The sequence below is a fragment of the Martinezella rhizogenes genome (assembly GCF_007002745.1).
In the GTDB taxonomy this organism is placed as follows: domain Bacteria; phylum Pseudomonadota; class Alphaproteobacteria; order Rhizobiales; family Rhizobiaceae; genus Agrobacterium; species Agrobacterium cucumeris.
Window position 1 is genome coordinate 16,367 of record NZ_SGNY01000013.1, and the last position, 20,993, is coordinate 37,359.

General features: G+C 53.4%; 12 protein-coding genes and 8 pseudogenes. 8 read left to right on the plus strand and 12 right to left on the minus strand.

Going from position 1 to position 20,993, the window contains the following annotated elements:
* The first annotated feature begins 241 nt into the window (after positions 1-241).
* Positions 242-937, plus strand: a complete 696-nt coding sequence (locus EXN68_RS25645; RefSeq protein WP_142843434.1) for a GNAT family N-acetyltransferase — start codon at positions 242-244, stop codon at positions 935-937.
* Between the two features lie 831 nt (positions 938-1,768).
* On the opposite strand, the gene EXN68_RS25650 is transcribed toward EXN68_RS25645, so the two are convergent.
* The 4 genes and pseudogenes from EXN68_RS25650 to EXN68_RS27985 all read right to left on the minus strand — a co-directional run.
* Positions 1,769-2,407: an NADPH-dependent F420 reductase gene (locus tag EXN68_RS25650; protein WP_142843435.1), complete on the minus strand. Its 639-nt coding sequence runs from the start codon at positions 2,405-2,407 to the stop codon at positions 1,769-1,771.
* 33 nt (positions 2,408-2,440) lie between these two features.
* Positions 2,441-3,244, minus strand: a complete 804-nt coding sequence (locus EXN68_RS25655) for an inositol monophosphatase family protein (protein WP_142843436.1) — start codon at positions 3,242-3,244, stop codon at positions 2,441-2,443.
* A gap of 349 nt (positions 3,245-3,593) precedes the next feature.
* Positions 3,594-4,419 (minus strand): annotated as a pseudogene (locus EXN68_RS25660) (IS30 family transposase); the annotation flags it as partial.
* Positions 4,420-4,685, minus strand: a pseudogene (locus EXN68_RS27985) (IS21 family transposase); the annotation flags it as partial. It lies immediately after the preceding pseudogene.
* A gap of 185 nt (positions 4,686-4,870) precedes the next feature.
* Here EXN68_RS27985 and istA point away from each other — a divergent pair.
* Positions 4,871-6,081: pseudogene (gene istA / locus EXN68_RS25665) on the plus strand (IS21 family transposase).
* Positions 6,082-6,117: 36 nt separating this feature from the next.
* Positions 6,118-6,997: pseudogene (istB, locus tag EXN68_RS25670) on the plus strand (IS21-like element ISRel3 family helper ATPase IstB).
* A gap of 54 nt (positions 6,998-7,051) precedes the next feature.
* Here the strand turns inward: istB and EXN68_RS25675 are convergent.
* The 7 genes and pseudogenes from EXN68_RS25675 to EXN68_RS25705 form a co-directional block, all read right to left on the minus strand.
* Positions 7,052-7,303 (minus strand): annotated as a pseudogene (locus EXN68_RS25675) (IS21 family transposase); the annotation flags it as partial.
* A gap of 96 nt (positions 7,304-7,399) precedes the next feature.
* Positions 7,400-8,185, minus strand: a pseudogene (locus tag EXN68_RS25680) (hypothetical protein).
* A 271-nt stretch (positions 8,186-8,456) separates the two neighbouring features.
* Positions 8,457-9,569 (minus strand): class II histone deacetylase, encoded by a 1,113-nt coding sequence (locus tag EXN68_RS25685; protein ID WP_142843437.1) that lies wholly within the window; start codon positions 9,567-9,569, stop codon positions 8,457-8,459.
* Between the two features lie 204 nt (positions 9,570-9,773).
* Positions 9,774-10,580, minus strand: a complete 807-nt coding sequence (locus tag EXN68_RS25690; RefSeq protein WP_142843438.1) for an ABC transporter permease — start codon at positions 10,578-10,580, stop codon at positions 9,774-9,776.
* Positions 10,573-11,814, minus strand: a complete 1,242-nt coding sequence (locus tag EXN68_RS25695) for an ABC transporter permease (protein ID WP_142843439.1) — start codon at positions 11,812-11,814, stop codon at positions 10,573-10,575. Before EXN68_RS25695 ends, EXN68_RS25690 begins: the two co-directional genes overlap by 8 nt.
* Positions 11,815-11,817: 3 nt before the next feature.
* Positions 11,818-12,936 (minus strand): ABC transporter ATP-binding protein, encoded by a 1,119-nt coding sequence (locus tag EXN68_RS25700; RefSeq protein WP_142843440.1) that lies wholly within the window; start codon positions 12,934-12,936, stop codon positions 11,818-11,820.
* Between the two features lie 372 nt (positions 12,937-13,308).
* On the minus strand, positions 13,309-14,355 hold the full coding sequence (locus EXN68_RS25705) for an extracellular solute-binding protein (RefSeq protein ID WP_142843441.1): 1,047 nt from the start codon (positions 14,353-14,355) through the stop codon (positions 13,309-13,311).
* A 412-nt stretch (positions 14,356-14,767) separates the two neighbouring features.
* Here EXN68_RS25705 and EXN68_RS28225 point away from each other — a divergent pair, with 412 nt between their 5' ends.
* Positions 14,768-15,130 carry a MarR family winged helix-turn-helix transcriptional regulator gene (locus EXN68_RS28225; RefSeq protein WP_404944534.1) on the plus strand — a complete coding sequence of 121 codons (363 nt, stop codon included), beginning with the start codon at positions 14,768-14,770 and terminating at the stop codon, positions 15,128-15,130.
* A 63-nt stretch (positions 15,131-15,193) separates the two neighbouring features.
* Positions 15,194-15,674, plus strand: a pseudogene (locus EXN68_RS25715) (DDE-type integrase/transposase/recombinase); the annotation flags it as partial.
* A gap of 36 nt (positions 15,675-15,710) precedes the next feature.
* Here EXN68_RS25715 and EXN68_RS27990 read toward each other — a convergent pair.
* Positions 15,711-16,055 (minus strand): annotated as a pseudogene (locus EXN68_RS27990) (transposase); the annotation flags it as partial.
* A gap of 286 nt (positions 16,056-16,341) precedes the next feature.
* Between EXN68_RS27990 and EXN68_RS25725 the strand changes: the two are divergent.
* From EXN68_RS25725 to EXN68_RS25735, 3 genes are all read left to right on the plus strand, one after another.
* Positions 16,342-17,709, plus strand: coding sequence for an aminotransferase class III-fold pyridoxal phosphate-dependent enzyme (locus tag EXN68_RS25725; RefSeq protein ID WP_142843442.1), 1,368 nt, complete (start codon positions 16,342-16,344; stop codon positions 17,707-17,709).
* A 151-nt stretch (positions 17,710-17,860) separates the two neighbouring features.
* Positions 17,861-19,321 (plus strand): aldehyde dehydrogenase family protein, encoded by a 1,461-nt coding sequence (locus EXN68_RS25730; protein ID WP_142843443.1) that lies wholly within the window; start codon positions 17,861-17,863, stop codon positions 19,319-19,321.
* Positions 19,308-20,948 (plus strand): FAD-dependent oxidoreductase, encoded by a 1,641-nt coding sequence (locus tag EXN68_RS25735; protein ID WP_237681490.1) that lies wholly within the window; start codon positions 19,308-19,310, stop codon positions 20,946-20,948. The genes EXN68_RS25730 and EXN68_RS25735 overlap by 14 nt, the downstream gene beginning before the upstream one ends.
* Positions 20,949-20,993 lie beyond the last annotated feature (45 nt).

The window sequence follows — 20,993 nt, forward strand, 5'->3', positions numbered from 1 at the left end:
ATGCAATTCTCAAGACGAGAGGGTGCGAGGAACGAAAACACCTTGCACGGATTGACTAAGATATCCGTTACGCTCGCCACCTTAGGCGCGGATTCGCACGCAAAAGATGTAATGCTCATAGCTGTGGCTGTGGCTGTAACGGACAGGCCGCGCTAGATGTTTTTATGGTGATCTTTCCCTTCTGAAACGCAACCTAGAATAAACGACTCCGAGGAATTTCCCGGCACTGGAGAGGATTGGAATGCTAACGGTCGGATTTCAAAAACCACAAAAGCAAGTGATTCAAGGTAGGTCCGTTTCGCTGGTGCCGCTGGTCGCCGCCGATCATGCGGAGGACTTATTGGTAGCGGCAACGGTGCCAAATCGGCAAGAGAAATACCGTTACCTTGCAGATCTACCGCCTGACACGATCGAAGAAGCCCTAAGCTGGGCGGAGAAAGCGGAAAAAAGTGAAGATCCTATGTTTTTTGCCGTAATCGATCAGGATACTGGAAAGGCAGTGGGTCGGCAGGCGTTGATGCGGATAGATACGACCAATGGCGCGGCGGAAATCGGTAACATTTACTGGGGTCCAGCCATGGCACGGAGTATCAAGGCGACCGAAGCACTCTTTCTCACTATGGAGTATATTTTTGATAGGCTCGGTTATCGTCGGTTCGAATGGAAATGTGACAATAACAACGAACCGTCAAAAATCGCCGCCAATCGATTTGGTTTTGCCTATGAGGGCCTTTTTCGACAGCATTTCATTATTAAGGGCAGAAACCGCGACACAGCATGGTTTTCAGTTATCGACAAGGAGTGGCCTTTGCTGAAGACGGCATATCAGATTTGGCTGGATGACGATAATTTTGACGCTGAGGGAAAGCAAAAGGTGGCCCTTTCCGCTTTGACAGCAAAAGCATTGGGACGAGGAAACCTCCCTTCGCTGGTCTGACCCAATACCCACCAAATATCGGGAAGAAGGCAGTGATTACCCCGGATATCCATGTGCGAGGTTTGCAGGTATTACAGCAGCCTAACTCCTTAACTGCCTGTACATTCGCTGCCAATGCGCCGAATCCCTCGAATGCCGCATTCAAGTCAGTATGAACCGATAGCAGTTGCGGGTCGTCGGGAAACTGCGTGTCTCAGGAACGTGGTCACAATGCCCGATGACCGCTGCAGCATATGAATCCTTGTGAGTATCGATGCCAAGTAGTGTGCGGGAGGTTGTGCAAAAACCATTGGGGATTTGAACGGCCATGGCAGGCTGGTGATGTCCAACGTCACCAACTCCATAGGAGCCCCACCATGACCAGGAATGAGAATAAACCATCGATAGCCGCCGTCAAAGATTTGATGGGTTAGAACCACGACGCGTTGCGCAAGATAGTGCAGGATCTGCTGCAAGCGATGCTGAAAAGCGAGATGACCGAGGCGCTCGGTGCCGCTAAGAGCGAGCGGGCCGAGGCTCGGATCGGCTCCAGAGTCTCGACAACTTCACTTTATAGATCCCTGCGGACAGGCTATGACCTGGACGGCGCGCTGCTACGCAGGGCTTCGCGCGCCGTCGGCCACGGCAGAGCAACCTTCCCGATGTGCGATGGCAGCAAGCTCATTTCCCGAGACCTCGACCAAGGGGCCTATCCTAACAACGTCACGCTGGACTTCGCATGGCTCGGCAGTCCTATGCCCAACTCCAGTCTAGATATGCCAGAACGGTGTGGAACAAGCTTCACGGAGAACCCGTGGCGCTGTCCGCGAATGTCACGGCCTCTTCGCGTGCCTATCGTGCAATTGTAAGAGCGAAAGGGGCAAGCCCGTGGTTAGCAATGATCGGTGGGACGAAATTCATGAAGCCTTCGGGCCCTCGCGCGGAGATGATGCCTCCCAAGTCTTCAATCAGGCCGTCTGTCCAGCCAAATTCCAACAAAAGGGCACGGACCAAATGCTTAGCATCAATGCTGTTCCCAGATAGAAAAGCCATAGGCTTAACCGACAAAATGTCAGGATCGGCTATCACCGAAAACAGCATGGTGTTCAGCGTTTTTACAATGAGTGCGTCTGGAACCGCCTCCTGAAGCTTTTCACCAACACTGCTTCCTGGGTACAGCAAGCCCCGCGGGTTTCCGTTGCCGTCCCGCAGTAGAGCGTTCGACACGTCTACGACAACCTTACCTGCCAGATGATCTGAGAATGGTTTTAGATACGCAACGCTGGTCTCGCCCGGTGTCGCGTTAAAAATGACATCATTGTCGCTAACAGCTTCTTCCGAGGCGACGAAGCTTCCCGAAGGCCCCTGCCAGTTAGACGCGGCCTTGCCGATATCGCGAACGCCGACAGTGAATTGTTTTCCAGATTTTTCCAGGCGTTTGGCAATCGCGGTCGCGACACGGCCAGCACCGAGGATGGCGATCTTTTTCACTTGCTATTCCTTCTTGCTAATGGGTTTTATTGATCAGAATACTGAGCCCAGCAGTTCGACAAGGGACCCGGAAAGTTGAGGAGGGGCGGCCAGGAAGTCATGGCTCTCCAAAGACCAGGGACGACCGTTGATATCCGTGACAGTGCCGCCAGCCTCCTGCACAAGAAGTGCACCGGAGACTAGACCAGAGTGAATCGCGCTTAACTGCCAGAAGGCATCCATCCTGCCGTCAGCGACACGGACGAGTTGCATGGTCGAGGGTACAGAAACACTAACCGTTAGTGCATGCTGCAGCAATCGATAAGTTGAATCGGCAATCTGTCGGTACACTTCGGCGCTCTCGCCAGGCGTGGCCTGGCCCGTCCCGACCAGCGCCCCGTTAAGCTGGTTTTTTACGGAAACCCGGATTGGAGCGCCGTTGAGAAATGCTCCACGGCCTCGGCTTGCGGTATAGGTCTGGCTCAGAAGCGGGAGATGCACGGCCGCGTGAACGGGGACATTGTCACGGATCAACGTCGCAGTAATGCACCATTCCGTCGTGCCGTGTACATGATTAATAGCACCTTCCACCGGATCAATAACCCACCGCTCACCGAGCGAAAGCAGGCCATGGGCATTCTCGTCTTGTTCTATCGGGATATCCGGTTGAATGCTCGCCAACCGCTTGCGGAGAATGTCGGTCGATACTGCATCAATGTCATGGATCAGATTGGTGATCTCATCGCGTGAGGCCGGGCGACGATTGGCAGAAAAACGTTCTTTGAGCTCAAACCCGGCCATCGAGACTGCGTCGACCATTCCGAGGAGAGTACGTTGGTCTTCTAGTGTTTCAATCATTTTATATTCCTTTACGATCCTCGTTGAAAGACAAATATGTGAGTAAATGCTCTCTTTTGGCAACTCGCATTGGGAACCGCTTGTACGCATGGATTAGACGCCCCATAAACCCCACAAGCGCCCGCAGCAGGCACACTCCGTTGCCACAGTTGCCAATATCCTCGAGGCCGGAGCTCGCATTTGGGACGGCGAGATTGGCAGGTTCACGATCCATGCAGCTAACTCGGCGACGTCGGCATCGGCGCTCTTTCAGTCTGCTCACGGAACATGCGATCACGCGCGCGGGATTGCCAGCAAAACCGTGGAAAAGCTAACCCAAGTGCATCATGCCGGCGTCTAGGGTAGGGGATCACCCCTCTTCCTGCAAATGTGCCATGAACACTTCTGCCGGGGTTTTGTATCCGAGGCACTTTCGAGGTTGGTCGTTGAGGTAGCGTGTGAGGTGAATGAGGTCTCGCTGAGAGATGGTTGCAAGATCCTTATCGCCTGGCATGAAGCGGCGAATGCGCTTGTTGGCGTTTTCCACGGCTCCCTTTTGCCACGGTGCACTAGGATCACAGAACCAGCTACGCGCGCCGATCCCTTCTTCCAAAGCCCTAAATCCAGCAAACTCGGTACCGCGATCAAACCTGAAGCTCTGATGCGCGAAGGCCGGCAAAGGAGAAAACGCTCTGATGAGCTTGTCCATGATCGGGCGAGAATGCCGGCTCGGATTCTTGATGAGAACGGTTTAGCGGCTCTCGCGCTCGACGAGGGAGGTGACATTGGCATGGCCGAGTGGACGTTCGAAGATGAGGAGGTCCGCCCTCCCAATGCCCAAACTGCGATCTATCTCCAATAAAATCAGGCCGTTGGGATATGCGGTGCGAGGCTGGAAACGCACCGTCCCGTGGCTTCCTGGAGCGCAGTGGACGACGTTTGCGGCGTGCTTCCAGTAGATACTGATAGAGACCAAGGGCATAATCTTCCTTGCTGTAGATAAAACGATAGATTGTCTCTTTACAGACACGCACGGGGCTGTGCCCCTCCAACAACAGGCGCCCGGCGATCTGCTCGGGAGACCAGCGTGCCTCCAACTGATTGATGATCTCGGTTCACAAATTCGGGTGCCGCCGCAGCTTTCTCAGCCGGCGTCGCCGGTCTTTGGAGATATCGTGAGCTACCGTGCTGTAGTAGGCGAACGTCAGTTGCGACGCGCTCAGAACTGCGACATAGATCTGAGCTGCGCGGATCTCGCCGGTAGATGGATCGATGATCGGGATCGTATGGCCAGCATAGTCGCATTCCATGCGACACCAGCAACGTGACGGCTGCGGTAGGTGGGCCTGGCTCGGCTTTCATGATCGGCAAACCGGCCGCAAAACCAGGTGTACCCATAGCCATCCGGATGAGCTTCCCGGTATTCTTGCCACAGCAAATGGAGCGTGACGCCCTTGCGCTTCAGCTCGCTGGCCATCTTCGGCCAGTTCGGCTCGACGGTATTGTCAGTACCGGAGCAATACTCCCCATTAGTGCCGTTTGAATCTTCCCCAGGTGCTGCGGCCGCTGGTCTTCCGGGGCGCGCCCCGGAAGACCAGCGGCGCGTCATCGCCGATACTCCTTCCGATGGTCGGAAGGGGGACATTGGTGATCAAGCTGAGGGAGACGATCATGATCCTGGATCTGCATCAGCAGGGGCTGACGGTGTCGGCTATTTCCAGAGAAACAGGCATCGATCGCAAGACGGTGCGCAAATACATTGAACGAGGCCTTCAGGCTCCGGCTTATGGACCGAGAAAGCCTCGCGCGACGGTTATCGATCCGTTCGCTTCATACCTGCGGGAGCGGGTGAAGGCCTATCCCGGTCTCACTGGCAGTCGGTTACTCCGAGAACTCCGGGATCGAGGTTATGCCGGCGGTTACACCGCCGTCACAGACTTTCTTCGTGACGTGCCACCTCCGGCAAATCCAGGTTTCGAAGTTCGCTTCGAGACGCCGCCAGACGAACAGGCCCAAGTCGACTTTGCCCAGTTCCATGTCGTTTTCACCGATGAGCCAATGACACCAAGGATCGTCTGGTTGTTCTCGATGGTGTTGGGACACAGTCGCCTCATCTGGGCTCGCTTCGTCATGCACCAGAACCTGCCGACCGTCCTACGTTGCCACATCTCCGCTTTCGAGGCGATTGGTGGTGCGCCGCGGGAGTGCTCTACGACCGGATGAAGACTGCCGTTATCGGCGAAGGTCAGACGGAGGGCATCATCTACAACCGCGCTCTGATCGATCTGGCCCGCCATTATGGCTTCCATCCTAAGGCGGGCAAGGCCTACCGAGCCAAGACAAAAGGCAAGGTTGAGCGGCCGTTTCGGTATATCCGAGAAGACTTCTTCCTCGCTCGGTCGTTCCGCAATCTCGACGACATGAACGCCCAGCTCCGGCACTGGCTCGACACCGTCGCCAATCCAAGGAAGCACGCGACGACCCAACGTGTCGTCAACGAGGCCTTCGCCGAGGAGCGGCCGTATCTGCGGCCGCTACCCCTGGCACCGTTCAAGTCCGTTCTAAAGCTGGAGCGCCGCGTATCGCGGGAAGGCATGGTCAGCATCGGCGGCAACACCTACAGCGTTCCGGATGCGACCCGCAGTCAAACGGTAGAGGTTCATTCGCTTGCCGACGAGGTCCGCATCTTCGAGAACGGCACTCTGATCGCGGCTCATCCTGTCCTGGAGGGCCGTAAACAACGTCGGATTCATCCTGATCACCGACGAGCAATCACGACGCAACACTGGCCACAAACACGAGGCGAAGCCCTTGTCGTCAAACCCGCCGGCGACACCGTGCTGCAGCGGTCTCTATGACGCCGTCGGCAAGGTCTTGGCAAAGGAGAACCGCCCATGAGTGCAACACTCGATGCCGTACCATCCATGATCGACCGTATTCGCCATGACCTGGTCGGCCTGAAGATGCCGCGCGCACTGGAGGCGCTCGACCATGTTGTGCGACGCCTCGAACACGGCGAGCTGTCTGCCCTTGAAGCGATCGATATCCTTCTTTCCGAGGAGTTGACCCTGCGCGAGAACAGCCGCATCAAGACGGCGCTACGAATGGGCAGGCTTGCGACGATCAAGACACTCGTTGGTTTCGACTTCACCTTCCAGCCTTCGCTTGACCGCGATCGCATCTTCACCCTGGCGCAGCTTGGCTTCGTCGATCGACACGAGGCCGTGCATTTCCTCGGCCCACCTGGAACCGGCAAAAGTCATCTTGCCACGGCGCTCGGCGTCGAAGCCGTAAAAGCTGGAAAGAGCGTCTACTTCACGAACCTTGCCGACCTCAAAGGTTCGTTGGCCCGTTCAGAACGAGAGGGTCGACTTCAGGAGCGCATTCGCTTCTTCTGCAGGCCAAGCCTGCTCATCGTCGATGAGATCGGATATCTGCCGGTCGTCCAGGGTGGCGGCAATCTGTTCTTCCAACTCGTGAACGCCCGATATGAAGAGGGGCGATGATCCTGACGTCAAACCAAGGCTTCGCTGAGTGGGGCGATGTTTTGGCGATCCTGTCGTCGCAACCGCGCTGCTCGACAGCCTGCTTCATCACGCCGTCGTCGTGCAAATCGAGGGATCGAGTTACCGGTTGCGGCAGCATGCCGAACTCATGCCGGAGCACGTTCGATCCAAAGCCCTTATAGCGCCCCCGGCATTCGCACCACCTCAAAAGCCACGCGGCCGGCCGCCGAAAAATCCGCAATACGCCCTGTCGTCCACGTCGGCATAAGTGGGGAATTTTACTTCGGCACAACTGGGGAAAATTCACCCGGCATTGACAGGTATCGCGTGGAGGCCGTCCCATACGCCGGAATAGTCGATGCTCGAGAACGTCGTCCTCGTCCAGGCCCGGAGGTAGAGGCCAGACCGCAAGCCCAGATTCCCTTGCCCGCAGTAGGTACGTCGAAACCGATGTCTTGCTGATCTTCAGCCGATCGGAAACGGCACGTATCGATAATCCCTGCTCGAAGGTAAGCCGCAGGATCGATCGGATATCCTTCACGTCAGTATGTCTCGCTTGCTTCAGCCTGGGCATCATGTCCTCGCTCAAACCACGAGGAGAATGTGCCAGATCGGCGCTCACGAAAATCGATCTAAATCCGCCGCGAGAACTGTCCGCGGCTTTGTGAAATCACTGTCCCGTACTTATTGAAATCGGTGTCCGCGACTTACTGAAATGCCTGTCCGCGACTTTGTGAAACCCGCAATCTGACTCCAATTGCAGGCAGGCGGACCAAAGCGGCGTCTTGTGGAAGGCTCCGTCTTGAAGAAGCGTGAGCCCTTCTCGTGCCTCATAAAGCAGGCCCAGCCAGCACAGGCGCCGCAGGACGCCATATTGGAGATAGGATTTGAGGTCCCAGGCTTCCAGGGTCATTTCGGTGGCGGACAGAGGTGCCATGTCTGGATAGAGGATCTTCACGACCTCCAATGGCGTACAGCCCTCTCTCGCCTTGATATTGAGAAGATTGAGGAACATGCGCCACCAACGTAACCGAGCTTGGACCTCTTCTTTGCGCTCGGTAGCGTGGACATAGGAGTAGAGATAATCCGTGGCGACGAGATCGAAGAAGGCTTACGGGTTCACCAGAAACTCGCGACCTCGTTTGGTTGGCAGCAGCACATCCTTTTTCTGGCGAAGAAGCTTCAGATGGCGGGTCATGTCCCGCACGACCCAGAGCGGCGGCATGTCACTTTCGTTCAGCACTTTGTTCATGCTGTAGAGGTCTTCGGCTGTGAAGTCGGGCCAAAGGAAATTCACAGCGGCCCAGTGCACGAACTTGCGGTTCATGGCGCCGGTCGCGGTCAATCCTATGCCACCCTCAGCGTCAGCATAGGCAACCGCAAGAAGTATGCCGCGAAGAAGAGGTGACAGCTCGGCGACATCGACGTCACCCTGCAGCTTGATTTCCGGAAGCATCGTTCCGCTTTGATTCCTACCCGCCCCATGCTGCGTATCGGAGTATCAGCCGGCGATGGAAGAATTGCTACTGAGAAAGCTAAAGCCGAAGGGGCGTGTTTACCACCCGCCCCGATCTGATCTTGCAACCCGGTCCAGCCGGTCAGATCGGGGCTGGTAGGTGTGCCGTGTGGCGACCAAAGGACATTTCTACTTTGCCCGGCGGCGGACATTCCAACCTTGCCGCCACAATTCGCGCATGGTTTCGACATGCCTGCGGGATCGGCCGTTACTAAAAAAGATACTTGGCCATTTCATCGATCAGCATTCTTTGATGTACGACCATTCGTTTGTTCGGCTGCCGTAGAATGAGCCCTGCTAGAAGAGGATCTTGAACACCGGTGCTAAATCCTGAAAGTGCCTCCAAAACGGCTAGACCACAGAAAGGGATGTATACTTCTGAATAACCGCCCTCATGAATGACGGCAACTCTGCCGCCGCACAGACAATCCGCCGCCTCCAGTATAGCATCGGTCATCGCTCGAAACGTTTCGCTGTGCAGTAACATTCGACCCATGGGATCGAGCCCGCAAGCGTCAAGTCCATTTGCCACGACAATCAAATCCGGTCGAAACGCTTCAAGTGAGGGCTGTACGATCCGTTTAATCACATAAGCGTAAGCTTCATCTCCGCACCCGGGAGGCAGAGCAATATTCAAATTGGATCCAACTCCGCGGCCTTCTCCGCGAAATTCAATAGTATCGTTTGGTTCAAAGGAGAAATTTTTTTCTTGGTGGATCGAAATCGTTAAAGTATTCGGGTCTTGGTAGTATATCGATTGTGCACCGTTTCCATGGTGCACGTCCCAATCAATTATCGCTACTTTGTCAATTCCATGACGCGAGCGGGCGGCCTCTATCGCTATTGGAATGTTTGCTAAAAGACAATTACCCATAGGCTTGTCAGCAAGACAATGATGACCGGCTGGCCTTGAAAGAGCATACGCATTTTTGGCCCTTTTTGTTACCACCGAATCAACTGCTGAAATAGCCAAGCCGGCCGAAATCGCAGCAACTTCGTATCCCCCGGGAGCAAACGGCGCAGTTCCTCCCAGATCACCACCGCAGGTGTCGCTCAGCTCTTTGAAGTCCTCAAGATATCGCCGCGTATGAATTCTAAGCAAGTCCTCTATCGACGCTGGTTGCGCTGACGGCATTCCGAGCTGTCCAGCTAAACCGGAGACTTGGACTAAAGAAAGCAATCGTCGTTTTGAGTCAGGCGAATCTGCCGTCCCACTGCCTGAGGAGGGCTGTACCCATCCCCCTACCGGGAGCGTGTGAACGTAGGGTGTACCGGAAGTGTGCCAAAATGTCTGTTCGTGCGAAAACAGGAGCGTGCTATTCATATGTATCCCTCGCTATTCGTCCGTCACGGCCCTGTTGTGCCTTGTGTTGAAAGTTTACGGTAATTTCGGTTTCTTGGTTGGACTGACCCAACGTTATTGCGATCGAGAGGCCCAAGCGCCGGTCGACCTATCAGTTTCCGTTTTGCCCACGAGGGCCATGTGAGTGGGCCCTAATAGAGATATCAGCGTGCTTTGCGAGTTAGATCAACGTTGTCGTGAACGGAGCCAATCAGCAAAACCGAAAAGAAACGTCGTGGCGAGGATCAACAACGTTGATATCGCAACGATACTAGGATCAAGCCGATATTGGAGCGACGACAGCAACTGCCTCGGAAGAGTGAATTGTTGTGGACCTGCAAGAAATACTGCAACGACCACTTCATCAAACGACTGGACAAAAGCCAGTATTGCCCCCGAGAGCACGCCAGGTAGAATAAGCGGCAGAACGATAGTCCGGCCAACGGTGCTAGGTGACCCGCCGAGACTTAGTCCGGCTCGGATTAATTGAGGATCCAATCGTCGCAATGACACCGATACCATCAGAACAACGAATGGCACGCTCAAAATTGTGTGCCCAAGTACCATCGCCCAATATGATCCCAGTAGACCAATCTTCGCCATAAAGAAATAGAGAGCCAACGCGGTGATTACCGTGGGAACAATAAGGGGAGCCAAAAACACACCGGTTAGTAAGAGTGCAGCGCGTTTTGACCGAAGCTGATATAGGCCGTAGGCCGCTGACGTGCCGAATAATGTTGCTAGCAAGCTTACCGGTACCGCAATCGCAATACTGTTCTTCAAAGCTGCAAGCCAAGGGTCCGGTCTCAATACTGTATGGTACCAATCGAGTGTAATGCTCTCAATCGGATACCGAAGATCAGCAGAGCTGTTGAACGAGAGCGGAATGATCGCCAAAATAGGAGCCAGTAGGAAAAGCGAAACTAGGCCGGCAGAAAGTGTGACCAACGAGACGGCAACGCCGCTGGACCTAACACTTGTAGATTTAGCCATGATTGTCTTCCTTTTCACCTAACAACTTTCTTACCGCAATGGCGAACACTGCTACGGCTCCCAACAATACGACCGCGAGCGCACTCGCCATCGGCCAATTCGCGCTCTGTAAAGCTAGTTGTGCAATGACAGTACCAAGCATTGCGTCGCGCGCACCGCCTACAAGCGTGGGCGTTATGTAAAACCCAAGGGTCACGATAAATGCTAGTGAGCCGCCACTTACAACGCCCTGCATAGTTTGTGGAAAATAAACCTGAAAGAATGCAGCGGCCGGTTTCGCACCAAGAGATTTAGCAGCCCTGATTTGCTCATGACCGATCGTTTTCATGGTCGTTAAGATTGGCAATACAACGAACGGGAGCATCATATGGATCATCGCGATATAAACTGCGCCTCTTGTGTAGAGAAGCTCCAATGGAGATGAAATAAGTCCAAAGTACATCAGGAATTCATTAATAAGTCCGTTTTTCTGAAGCAGCAGCATCCAAGCGGCTGTCCGGGCCAGTAGGGATGTCCATAACGGTACAAGAATTAGTAGAAGCAATATTCTCGCCCTGCGCTCCGGCGAATGTGCGATTGTCCAGGCAACGGGATAGCCGAGGACGACGCAGCAACATGCAACCACTAAGGCGACCCAAAATGTCCTAATAATTAGAGAAATATAGATTCTTTGATCTGACGGCACGTTGCTGATTTGTCCGTCTTCGTTGTAAGAGAGGTCAAACGCCGCAAGCAAATGCGCACCAGTAATAGGCGATGTAGAAGCTTTAAGGGTCCGCCAATATTCGGCATCATCCCAGCGTTTATCGATCCTGACCAACTCTTCCCTGTTAATTTCATGTGACGTTGCTTTCAAATCGGTCCTTGTGGCAAGCAAGAGTGACCGGAAGCCCGCTTTTTTCTGATTCAGCGCCGCTACCGCGCTCATAAATGTTTTTTGGCTGCTGCTTCGTATGTCGTCGGCTAAAGATGTATAAACTTCGTCGCTTGGCGGTTGAGTGCTGTCCCAGTTACTGAGACTGGCGGAAGTGCGCGGGAACGCATCTGGGATTTCAGGCGCATGCACACTAGTAAGAAGTAGTAGGAACAGAGGCAGAACGAAAGAGATTGCCAGTAGCGCAAAAAGAGGCGCGATCAAGAAAATCGCACTTATACGACGGCGCGTCGAGGAGGATTTAGACCCATGTAGGGGTTTCAATCCAGTTTCTGGTTTCCTCACGAGAGACTTGATCACCGATTAGTCCCTCTCAGCTTTTTTGTTTGTGGGATCGAGCGCACGACAGTCAGAAGTCTGCCAAGCTAATGATAACCGCATTCCGATTTGGATTTGTAAACCATCTGCAGGTGGAATCTCAGCCAGTATCATGTCGGTGCTATCGAGCAAACAACGAAGCCGGATGCGCGACCCGATGTAAATCTTTTCAACTACACTACCGCAGACGACGTTTTCGTCTTTACCGTCCGACTCAATGATACGAAGTTGTTCGGGACGGATAGCTAAGTTCACCGATGCGCCGGGAAGATGGGAGCCTATCAGGCTAGCTAGGACCAGTGTTCCGTCTCGTAGCTCTACCTGGCAAGTGGTGCCATCAATGGCTTTTAGCATCCCCTGAAGGGAGTTGTTCTCTCCAATAAAATTGGCAACGAAAGATGTATTCGGGCGCTCGTAAACTGTATCCGGTGAACCAATTTGCTGTATCGTTCCTTGGTCGAAAACCGCTATACGATCCGACATCACAAGCGCCTCTTCCTGGTCGTGCGTCACATAAATCATACTTATACCGAGTTCGGAATGAAGACGGCGTATCTCTAGCTGCATGTGCTCGCGCAGACGGCGGTCAAGGGCGCCGAGTGGTTCGTCAAATAGGACGACCTCCGGCGAGAATACCAGCGCCCGTGCCAAAGCGACGCGTTGTTGCTGCCCCCCCGACAACTGTTTTGGGCTTCGATCTCCCATTGCATCAAGTTTCACCATCGCCATTGCTCTTGTGACTTGGGCCTTGATCTCTTCTCGATTGAATCCTCGTTGCCGAAGAGGAAACGCGATATTCTGTGCGACGGTCATGTGAGGGAATAGCGCATAGTTCTGGAAGACGACACCGAAGTTGCGTCTGAAAGATGGAACCTGTTGGAGATCTCGGCCCTTAAAAACCATCTCTCCCGAAGTTGCATCTTCGAAACCTGCCATGATCATTAACAGCGTTGTCTTCCCTGAACCTGACGGCCCCAAAAGCGTAAAGAATTCTCCTTGCTCAATCTTGAGGTTCACGTCCTTGAGAACAAAGGAGCGTCCGTCATACGTTTTGCGTAACGATTGAAACTCGAGCAATGGTTCGGTTGAGGGGGGGTTCGGCATTGAGTGCTCACTATCTGAAATCTGAGGAAACAACTTGCGTTGCTGAAGTCAAACTCATTCTGGTTAGCGACCGACGCCGCTACGAGAGTTTAAAGCCGTCATGAATGGACGTTTATGTCGCACGAAAGAGGCTTGAGACCGGACACCCTTATCTAAGGATACGAACTCTTTCGCGATGGGAAAGTCGGCCCGCTCCGGTGCGATATTGCCCGACCTTAAGCTTTACCGTACACGAATCTCATGCTTTCGCGATGCTGCTCTGACTTCCTCAATGTATGGAATAGATACACGAATCCATTCGGTCTGATGGACGCGCCGCTATGGACACCTACTTCAAACCATACATCGAGGAAGTCGAAACCGGTTGGACTTTTAGCTCTTGCTCCAGGAGTTCCATCTTTGAGTCAAGCGATCACCATTGTCGAGCCAAAAGGAAACTGCGTCTGGTGTGCCCAGATCAATCGCGGTGTCCAAATTGCGTCCAACCGGCAAAAGCTTCACCAAATCAGGCGGCAACAAATCAATCGTCTTCTTCATTGCAGGGCCCATTGGCATCGCCTTGATAAAATCGGCCTCGCGCTGAGGGTCTGCATAAAACCTCAAAAATCTTTCAGCGGCATCTCCCTTGTCGGCGTCGGCGACGATACCGAAAGCGTCATAATTGAGAAGTGCGTGATCCCACAGCATGCCCAGATCGTCATTCTTGCTGTTTTGCAATGCTATGCGATGGCTATACGCGGTAGACATTGTCACGTCGCCCCCGGTGAGCATGTCTATCGACTGGGCGCTCGTGTCCCAAAACAAAAGCTGTTGCTTGATCGTATCAAGTTTGCGGAACGCTCTGTCCACGCCCTCATCCGTGCGAAGAGTCTTATACAGATCAGCGCGAGTTACTCCATCAGCAAGGAGCGCAAATTCAAGAGAGAATTTAGGACTATTTCTCATGGCGCGCTTGCCAGGAAATTTCGTCAAATCGAAGAAATCATTGATAGAGACAGGGGGCGGCGACGACGATTGCTTCTTGTAAGCCACAGTGACCGCTGTGATTCCCACACCGACCCCGCATTTGAACACGGCGTTCGGGTTGAAAACATCCTCAAGCCCGAGCGCTTTCAAATCCAATGGACGGAGGTATCCTTCGTCGCAGGCTCTAATTTGTTCAGCAACCTCGGTTTCAACGATATCCCATGGGCGCTGCCCAGTATCGATCGTTGCTTGGATTTGACCCCACTGAGTACTTGATTCCTCCACTTGAATTTTTACACCTTCCTTCTCAGCAAACGGCTTGAAAAAATGTTCCGACATTTTTTCGGTATAGAGGCCGCCTGGTGATGTTAAGGTTAAATCGCGAGAGTAAGATATATTGGGTATCGACGTTGTTACGCAGACTGCAAGTACGGTGGACATGATGTTTTTCATAGCATTCCCCTTTTTTATTGATGCCTTGTTGAGTAACGTCTGCTTGGATTTCTTTCTCTTCTAGAGGCAACCGGTCAAATTATTGATCGGCAGTCCTCGCCGTCGAGGACCAAAAATGCTCTTCCCATGCATTAATGCTCATATGTATGAGGATTTTTTTGTCGCGTGTCAAGCTGACTTCGGCTAATCCTGCTCATGCTGAATCAATTTTCGAAGACCCTCATCAACCAGCGAATGCGCCCATTATTCTAGAAGTCAACGAAGGCGCCTGCAAACGAAGTAGATCGGAAGTAACTTGTGCGATCAAAATAACGGCGAACAGGCGGCACGCGATGACGCAGCGCTCACTAAACTCCATGGCCGACCAGGCTTTTTGCTCAGGCGCGCCCTGCAGTTGTCAACCAGCATATTCTTGAAGCACTGTGGGCCAATTACGACCACCCAGTATGGGGTCATCGTCGTCTTATCTAAGCACGACGGTTTATCGCAAAGGGAGCTAGGCGATCTTCTTTTCCTTGACCGAACGACTACCGCATTAGCTGTGAAGATCCTTGAGCAAAAAAAGATGGTTGCAAGAACCCGTGATGCAAGCGATGCTCGCCGAATGGTTTTGTCTCTGACAGAAACGGCTAGATTGGCACTTCCAGACTTATTCAGTTGCGCCGAAAGCGCGCAAACAGACCTACTTATGAGGCTAAGTTTAGAGGAACGGTTAGCTCTGCGAAGAATATTGGAAAAGCTGATAGATGGGCAATCTGGCGAGGGAGTTCCTTAGGGCACGACTGTTTCCAAAGTTTTGATCCCTGCGGACATCACCGTCCTCCAGCCTGCGCTGGTGGACGGTCTGGAGTTCACCTGCTGGAATGGAGAGGTCCTTCGTCTCGCCTTCATCATCGACGCCTTCGACCGCGAGATCATCGCCTGGACGGCGGTAGCCAATGCAGGCATTTCCGGCTGAGACGTGCGCGACATGATGCTGGAGGCAATTGAAAAGCGGTTCGCAGCAACCCGAAGCCCTCACGCTATCGAGCATCACTCGGACAACGGTTCGGCTTATACAGCACTGGAGACTAGGCTATTTGCCGAGGCGCTTAATCTGACGCCCTGCTTCACGCCGGTGGCCAGACTTCAGTCGAACGGAATGTCCGAGGCATGCGTCAAAACCCTGAAGCGAGATAACCCCGGATCGCCGCACCACCGGACGCCGAAACGGCGCTCCGGCTCATCGACGGTTGGATCGATGACTACAACAAAATCCATCCTATTCCGCGCTCAAGATGGCTTCCTCTCGGCAGTCCATCAGGGCTAAATCAATCTAGCCGACCTGTCCGGTGAAACGGAGAGCACTTCACAAAGGCATTGCGCATGTGGCAGCCCTGCCAGGTGGCGAGGAGCACCTTCGAGACCGCTGCCTTGATACCTTCATGGGCATCGGGGTCGACGAGCTTACGCTGTACAAACCCCGTCTGATCAGCTTGCGTAGGAATCCCGTCCAGGTCGCCTCGGCCTCGAAGGCGCCGATCTCCATGCCGAGCACCCCGCGCCGCCATCGATGTTGACGCCCACCGCAATGATGACAGCAACAGAGACGGTGCGCCCGCCGCGACGAATCTTGAGGTCGGTCGCTCGATTCACAGATAGGGCAGTTCACTTTCGATTGCCCTGTAGAGGAAGACCCTCACCTTCTCATCGATCTGTTGAAGACGGCATGGGTTTTTATGTAGACAGTACTGGCTTACTCAGGATTTGAAGCTCAATACCATTTCTAGCCAAGAGAATTAGTTATAGCTCCGCTCAGGCAGCGGGAAGGGAAGCACCGGTTATAACAAAACTCATCGCTTTTCCTCCCCAACAATCGGTAGCAGAAATATTACCTTGACAGCCTAATACGCATACGTATGATCATTTTAAAATAAGCAGAACCGGAAATGCATCATTTTGGCTCATAAAGCCCGTGCCCGGAACCAATTCAGCGAAGGTTTAGATATGACAAATGAACAACATATCCTCGAAGCTTCTTCATCGAGCCTCTGGCATCCAATGCAGAGGCCTTCCGATCTGAAGTCCAACCCCCCAATGATGATTGTCGAAGCTGATGGCATACACGTTGTCGACAATTGCGGCAGAAGATATTTGGATGCAACTGCGGGTGGCCTATCAAATGTGACTCTTGGCTATAGTGCTAGTTCTATCAAGCAGGCAATGGCGAAGCAGCTTGATAAGCTCCCTTATTATTCTGCGTTCCGGGGCCATACCAACGAACCGGCCGAGAAGCTTTCTCATCAGCTCACCGAAGAATGGTTTAAGTCCGAAAATATGCGCAGGGTCTTTCTGACGTCAGGGGGCTCTGACTCCGTTGATACCGCGATGCGCCTCGCTCGACAGTTTTGGAAAATTCAAGGCTCGGGTGACCGATACAAGTTCCTGGCAATGCGGAATGGGTATCACGGAACTCATTTTGGGGGAGCATCGCTCAATGGGCGATCGGCTGTTAGGCGGCCTTACGAGCCACTCTTGCAGGGATGTTTTCATATCCCCGTGCCGTCAACGTTTCGGAATACATTCGATGAGCAAGACCCGGAAAAGCTAGTGCGTCTTTGCATTTCGGTACTTGAGGAGGAGATCAATTTTCAGGGTGCCGATACAATCGCCGCACTCTTTGCTGAGCCAATCTCGGGAGCGGGAGGCTTGGTGGTGCCGCCCGCATCATTTTGGCCGGAACTGCGGCGGGTCTGTGACAAGTATGATATCCTGTTGATTGCGGATGAAGTTATCACCGGGTTTGGGCGAACTGGTGAGGATAGCGGCTCCAGAGTATGGAACGTTAAACCGGACATGATGTGTGTCGCTAAAGCCATTACAAGTGGCTACTTTCCACTAGGCGCGACCCTACTGAATGAAAGGGTTGCCAGCGCTTTCGAGACGAATGAGAGCGTGAAATCGCTGATAGGCCATGGCTACACCAACAGCGGGCACCCGGTCGGCTGCGCGGCGGCCATTGCGACGCTTGATCTCTACCGATCGCTCGGGACGACTGCCATGGCGAAAGCTCGTGGAGATATGCTCTTGAAGTCATTGATCGAGATGATGGATCGATTTCCTAAAATTGGTCAGGCTAGCGGCAAGGGGCTTCACCTCTGCTTAGATATTGTGGACCAACCCAATACGAACGTCGCTGCGTCCATGGAACAAATGACAAAGATATCATTGGCCGCCGAGGCCGTGGGTTTGCTCGTCAGAATCAACGGTTCTCAGGTTTTGATTACGCCGCCCCTAATCGTAACTGAAGCGCAAACGGTAGAGATTGCGGATCTGTTGCGATTAGCGTTGGATAAGGCGTTTCATGTAGAGTGACGCTCACTCAACCACTTCTTTTTAATCCGTCGATTTTCGGCCGCTTTTGGATCTTCGAAAGCGAGACAATGCCGGTACTATAACGACCCCAAAAAAGACAGTATCACCCGCACAGCGCCGCGAAGCGAGATCAGGGAACGAGGAATCGTCGATGAGACTTCCAATTGCACATAATTATATCGATGGGACGTGGATCACAGAAGGTGAACGTCAGACTACCACCAATCCCGCCACTGGCGAAGTGTTGGGGCATTACGTCGCCGGGTCTGAAACACTTGCAAACCAGGCAATTTCATGTGCCAGGCAAGCGTTCGATACTTCAGATTGGGCGTCTACTCCTCGGCTCCGGGCGGAAATGCTGCTTGAGTTCTCCGAGTACTTGAGTGAGCAACGAGACCAAATAACCGACCTTATCGTAGCCGAAAACGGTAAGCTTAAGCGTGAGGCACTCGGGGAAGTGAATGCCTCAATTTCTGAGGCACGTTACTATGCCGGGTTGGCGCGAGCCATAACCGGGCGCACGATTGAGACAGAGCCCAACAAGCTATCCCTAATGAATCGGGAAGCAGCTGGCGTAGCAGGCATCATTGTTCCCTGGAATGCGCCGGTAACGTTGCTCGTGCGCTCTCTCGCGCCGGCACTCGCAGCTGGCTGCACCACGGTGATTAAACCTGCACTCCAAACTCCGCTCATCCACAGCGCCGTCTTAAATTGCCTGGAGCGATGTGAGGCTTTGCCGCGTGGTGTGGTCAATTCAGTTAACGAATCGAATGACGAAGTGGGAAAAGCTTTGGTTGCGTCAGATTTGGTTGACGTCATCAGCTTCACCGGATCCAGCGCGACCGGAAAGAACATTATGAGGGGGGCCGCGTCCAGCCTCAAGCGCCTTTCACTTGAGCTCGGGGGAAAGGCTCCAGCGATAATATTCGCGGACGCCGATCTCGAGAGCACGTTAAAGGAACTTCTCAGGGGCGCTCTCGCAATGGCCGGGCAGGTATGCGTCGCAGCGACGCGCTTTCTTATACACAAGTCGATTGAGAAAGAGTTTACCGAACTCGCAAGATTGGCATTTGCGGCGGTGAAAACCGGTCCCGGCTCCGACCCTTCCAGCCAGATGGGTGCCCTGATCGATATTCAGAGCCAGAGCCGCTTGGCACGTCTGGTTGAGCAAGCCGGCGAAGAAGGTGAAATGATCCTGAAAGGTCGCATTCTTGAGAAGGGTGCGTTCATTACGCCTACGCTCTTCAAAATTCAGAATGTGGCTTCAGAGTTGGTTCAGGAGGAACTCTTTGGCCCGATCGTGTCGATCGAGACCTTCGAAGATGAAGACGAAGCTATTCGAGCCGCGAACGCTACGAAGTACGGACTAGCCGCGAGTGTGTTCACCAACGACATAAACCGTGCTTTGCGGGTTTCACGTGCACTTCGCGTCGGGACGGTGTGGCACAATTGTCATGGACGGCTTTTTGCCGAGGGGGAGACCGGCGGTTACAGGCATTCAGGCTTTGGAAGATTGCATGGAGTTGAGGGGTTGAACGAGTTTCTAGAAACTAAGCATGTATATATTGAAGTAACCCAAAATAAAAATGGAGGTCAGCGTGAGCAAGTCTGATTCATGTTTCGACGCGGACGTAGTAATTGTCGGGGGAGGACCGGTCGGCACAGGGCTTGCAATAGAATTGGCCCAACGCAATGTTTCCACTATCGTTATTGAGAAATTCCCGCAGCCACAGCAGGTCCCAAAAGGTCAGAATTTGACCCAACGGACGATGGAACACTTCCATTTCTGGGGAGCCGAGCCTCAACTACGTGACAGCCGGACCGTGCCCGAAAAGGAGGGCATCGGTGGCCTGACTGCCTACGGCACCTTGCTTGGCGAGTATCAATACGACTGGCTTCAGCGCGATCTCGTTCAGCAGTATTATTTCAGAAAAAATGAGCGCCTTCCACAATATAAAACCGAAAGAGTGCTCAGGAACCGCTTAAAGGAACTTGCATCTGCGCGTGCCATGTACGGTTGGTCTGGCACTGAGGTTGACCAGGACGCTACGGGCGTTAACGTCACGATAAGCTCCGATTCTACGCAAGAGCAACGCATACTACGTGCCAGATATGTAGTGGGGTGCGATGGGAGCCGATCAGTAATTCGACAAAAGGCTGGCATCACGCAGACCCTCGCTGACCATGATAAGTTAATGGTCTTGCTCGTGTTTCGCTCGAAAGGACTTCACCAACACCTCGCTCGTTATCCTAAGAAGTCGTTCTATAATACTCTCCACCCGAGCCTTGACGGGTACTGGCAATTCTTTGGTCGTGTCGATTTTGGTGAGACGTGGTTTTTCCACGCTCCTCTTCCTGAGGGCGTGGATAAAGACAAATTCGATTACGTATCGTACCTGCACAACGCCGTTGGCGCGCCGTTCGACGTCGAAATTGAGTACAAGGGGTTTTGGGACCTCCGGTTCGCTATTGCCGATAGCTATCAATCAGGGAGGATCTTCGTCGCTGGCGACGCAGCCCACAGTCACCCTCCGTATGGTGGCTACGGGATCAACTCAGGATTTGAGGACGCCAGGAATCTCGGGTGGAAGCTGGCTGCGACGATACAGGGCTGGGGTGGAGAGAATTTGCTTGGGACCTACAGCAGCGAAAGGCATCCTGTTTTTGTTTCGACAGCAAAGGATTTTATTGCTCGCGCAATCGAAGAGGACCGTAAATTTCTTAAGAACTATGACCCTCTCGTCAATAGGGCCGCTTTTGAGGCAGAGTGGGCGGCGCGTAGCGTGCGCGCGAGCAGTGAGGTAGACGCATTTGAACCTCATTACGGTGGCTCGTCCGTTATCTGCGGACAAGAGGGCGACGCGACCAGTGCGCTCGGCTCTCATGAGCATCGAGCCAGACCTGGCCACCATCTTTCTCCAGCTGTGCTCTCCGATCATGGTAATGTTTTTGACGCTTTGGGTCCGGGCTTCACGCTGTTGTTCCTGGATACGGCGGAGCAGGACGACAGCCTTTTTGCAGCCGCCGCATCGGCGTTGAATCTTCCACTGAAAATTATTCGTGACAATTCAACATCGTTCCGCGACAGATACAAAGCGCGTTATGTTTTGGTACGACCGGATCAATTTGTTGCGTGGGCATCAGATGAAATTCCAACTGAACCAGCTCGTATACTTCGACAAGTGAGTGGGTTTCGACACGGAGCCGACGTCAAACGAGATTTTGAGATGGAGCTTTAGGAACTTGTAGGGGCGTCGGCGGTATTACGCCAACGCCCTTACTTT

Excerpts from the sequence above, each read along its gene's own strand:
- EXN68_RS25645 (WP_142843434.1), top strand. The coding sequence starts at position 242 with ATGCTAACGGTCGGATTTCAAAAACCACAAAAGCAAGTGATTCAAGGT.
- EXN68_RS25655 (WP_142843436.1), bottom strand. The coding sequence starts at position 3,244 with ATGATTGAAACACTAGAAGACCAACGTACTCTCCTCGGAATGGTCGAC.
- EXN68_RS25685 (WP_142843437.1), bottom strand. The coding sequence starts at position 9,569 with ATGAATAGCACGCTCCTGTTTTCGCACGAACAGACATTTTGGCACACT.
- EXN68_RS25690 (WP_142843438.1), bottom strand. The coding sequence starts at position 10,580 with ATGGCTAAATCTACAAGTGTTAGGTCCAGCGGCGTTGCCGTCTCGTTG.
- EXN68_RS25700 (WP_142843440.1), bottom strand. The coding sequence starts at position 12,936 with ATGCCGAACCCCCCCTCAACCGAACCATTGCTCGAGTTTCAATCGTTA.
- EXN68_RS25705 (WP_142843441.1), bottom strand. The coding sequence starts at position 14,355 with ATGAAAAACATCATGTCCACCGTACTTGCAGTCTGCGTAACAACGTCG.
- EXN68_RS25725 (WP_142843442.1), top strand. The coding sequence starts at position 16,342 with ATGACAAATGAACAACATATCCTCGAAGCTTCTTCATCGAGCCTCTGG.
- EXN68_RS25730 (WP_142843443.1), top strand. The coding sequence starts at position 17,861 with ATGAGACTTCCAATTGCACATAATTATATCGATGGGACGTGGATCACA.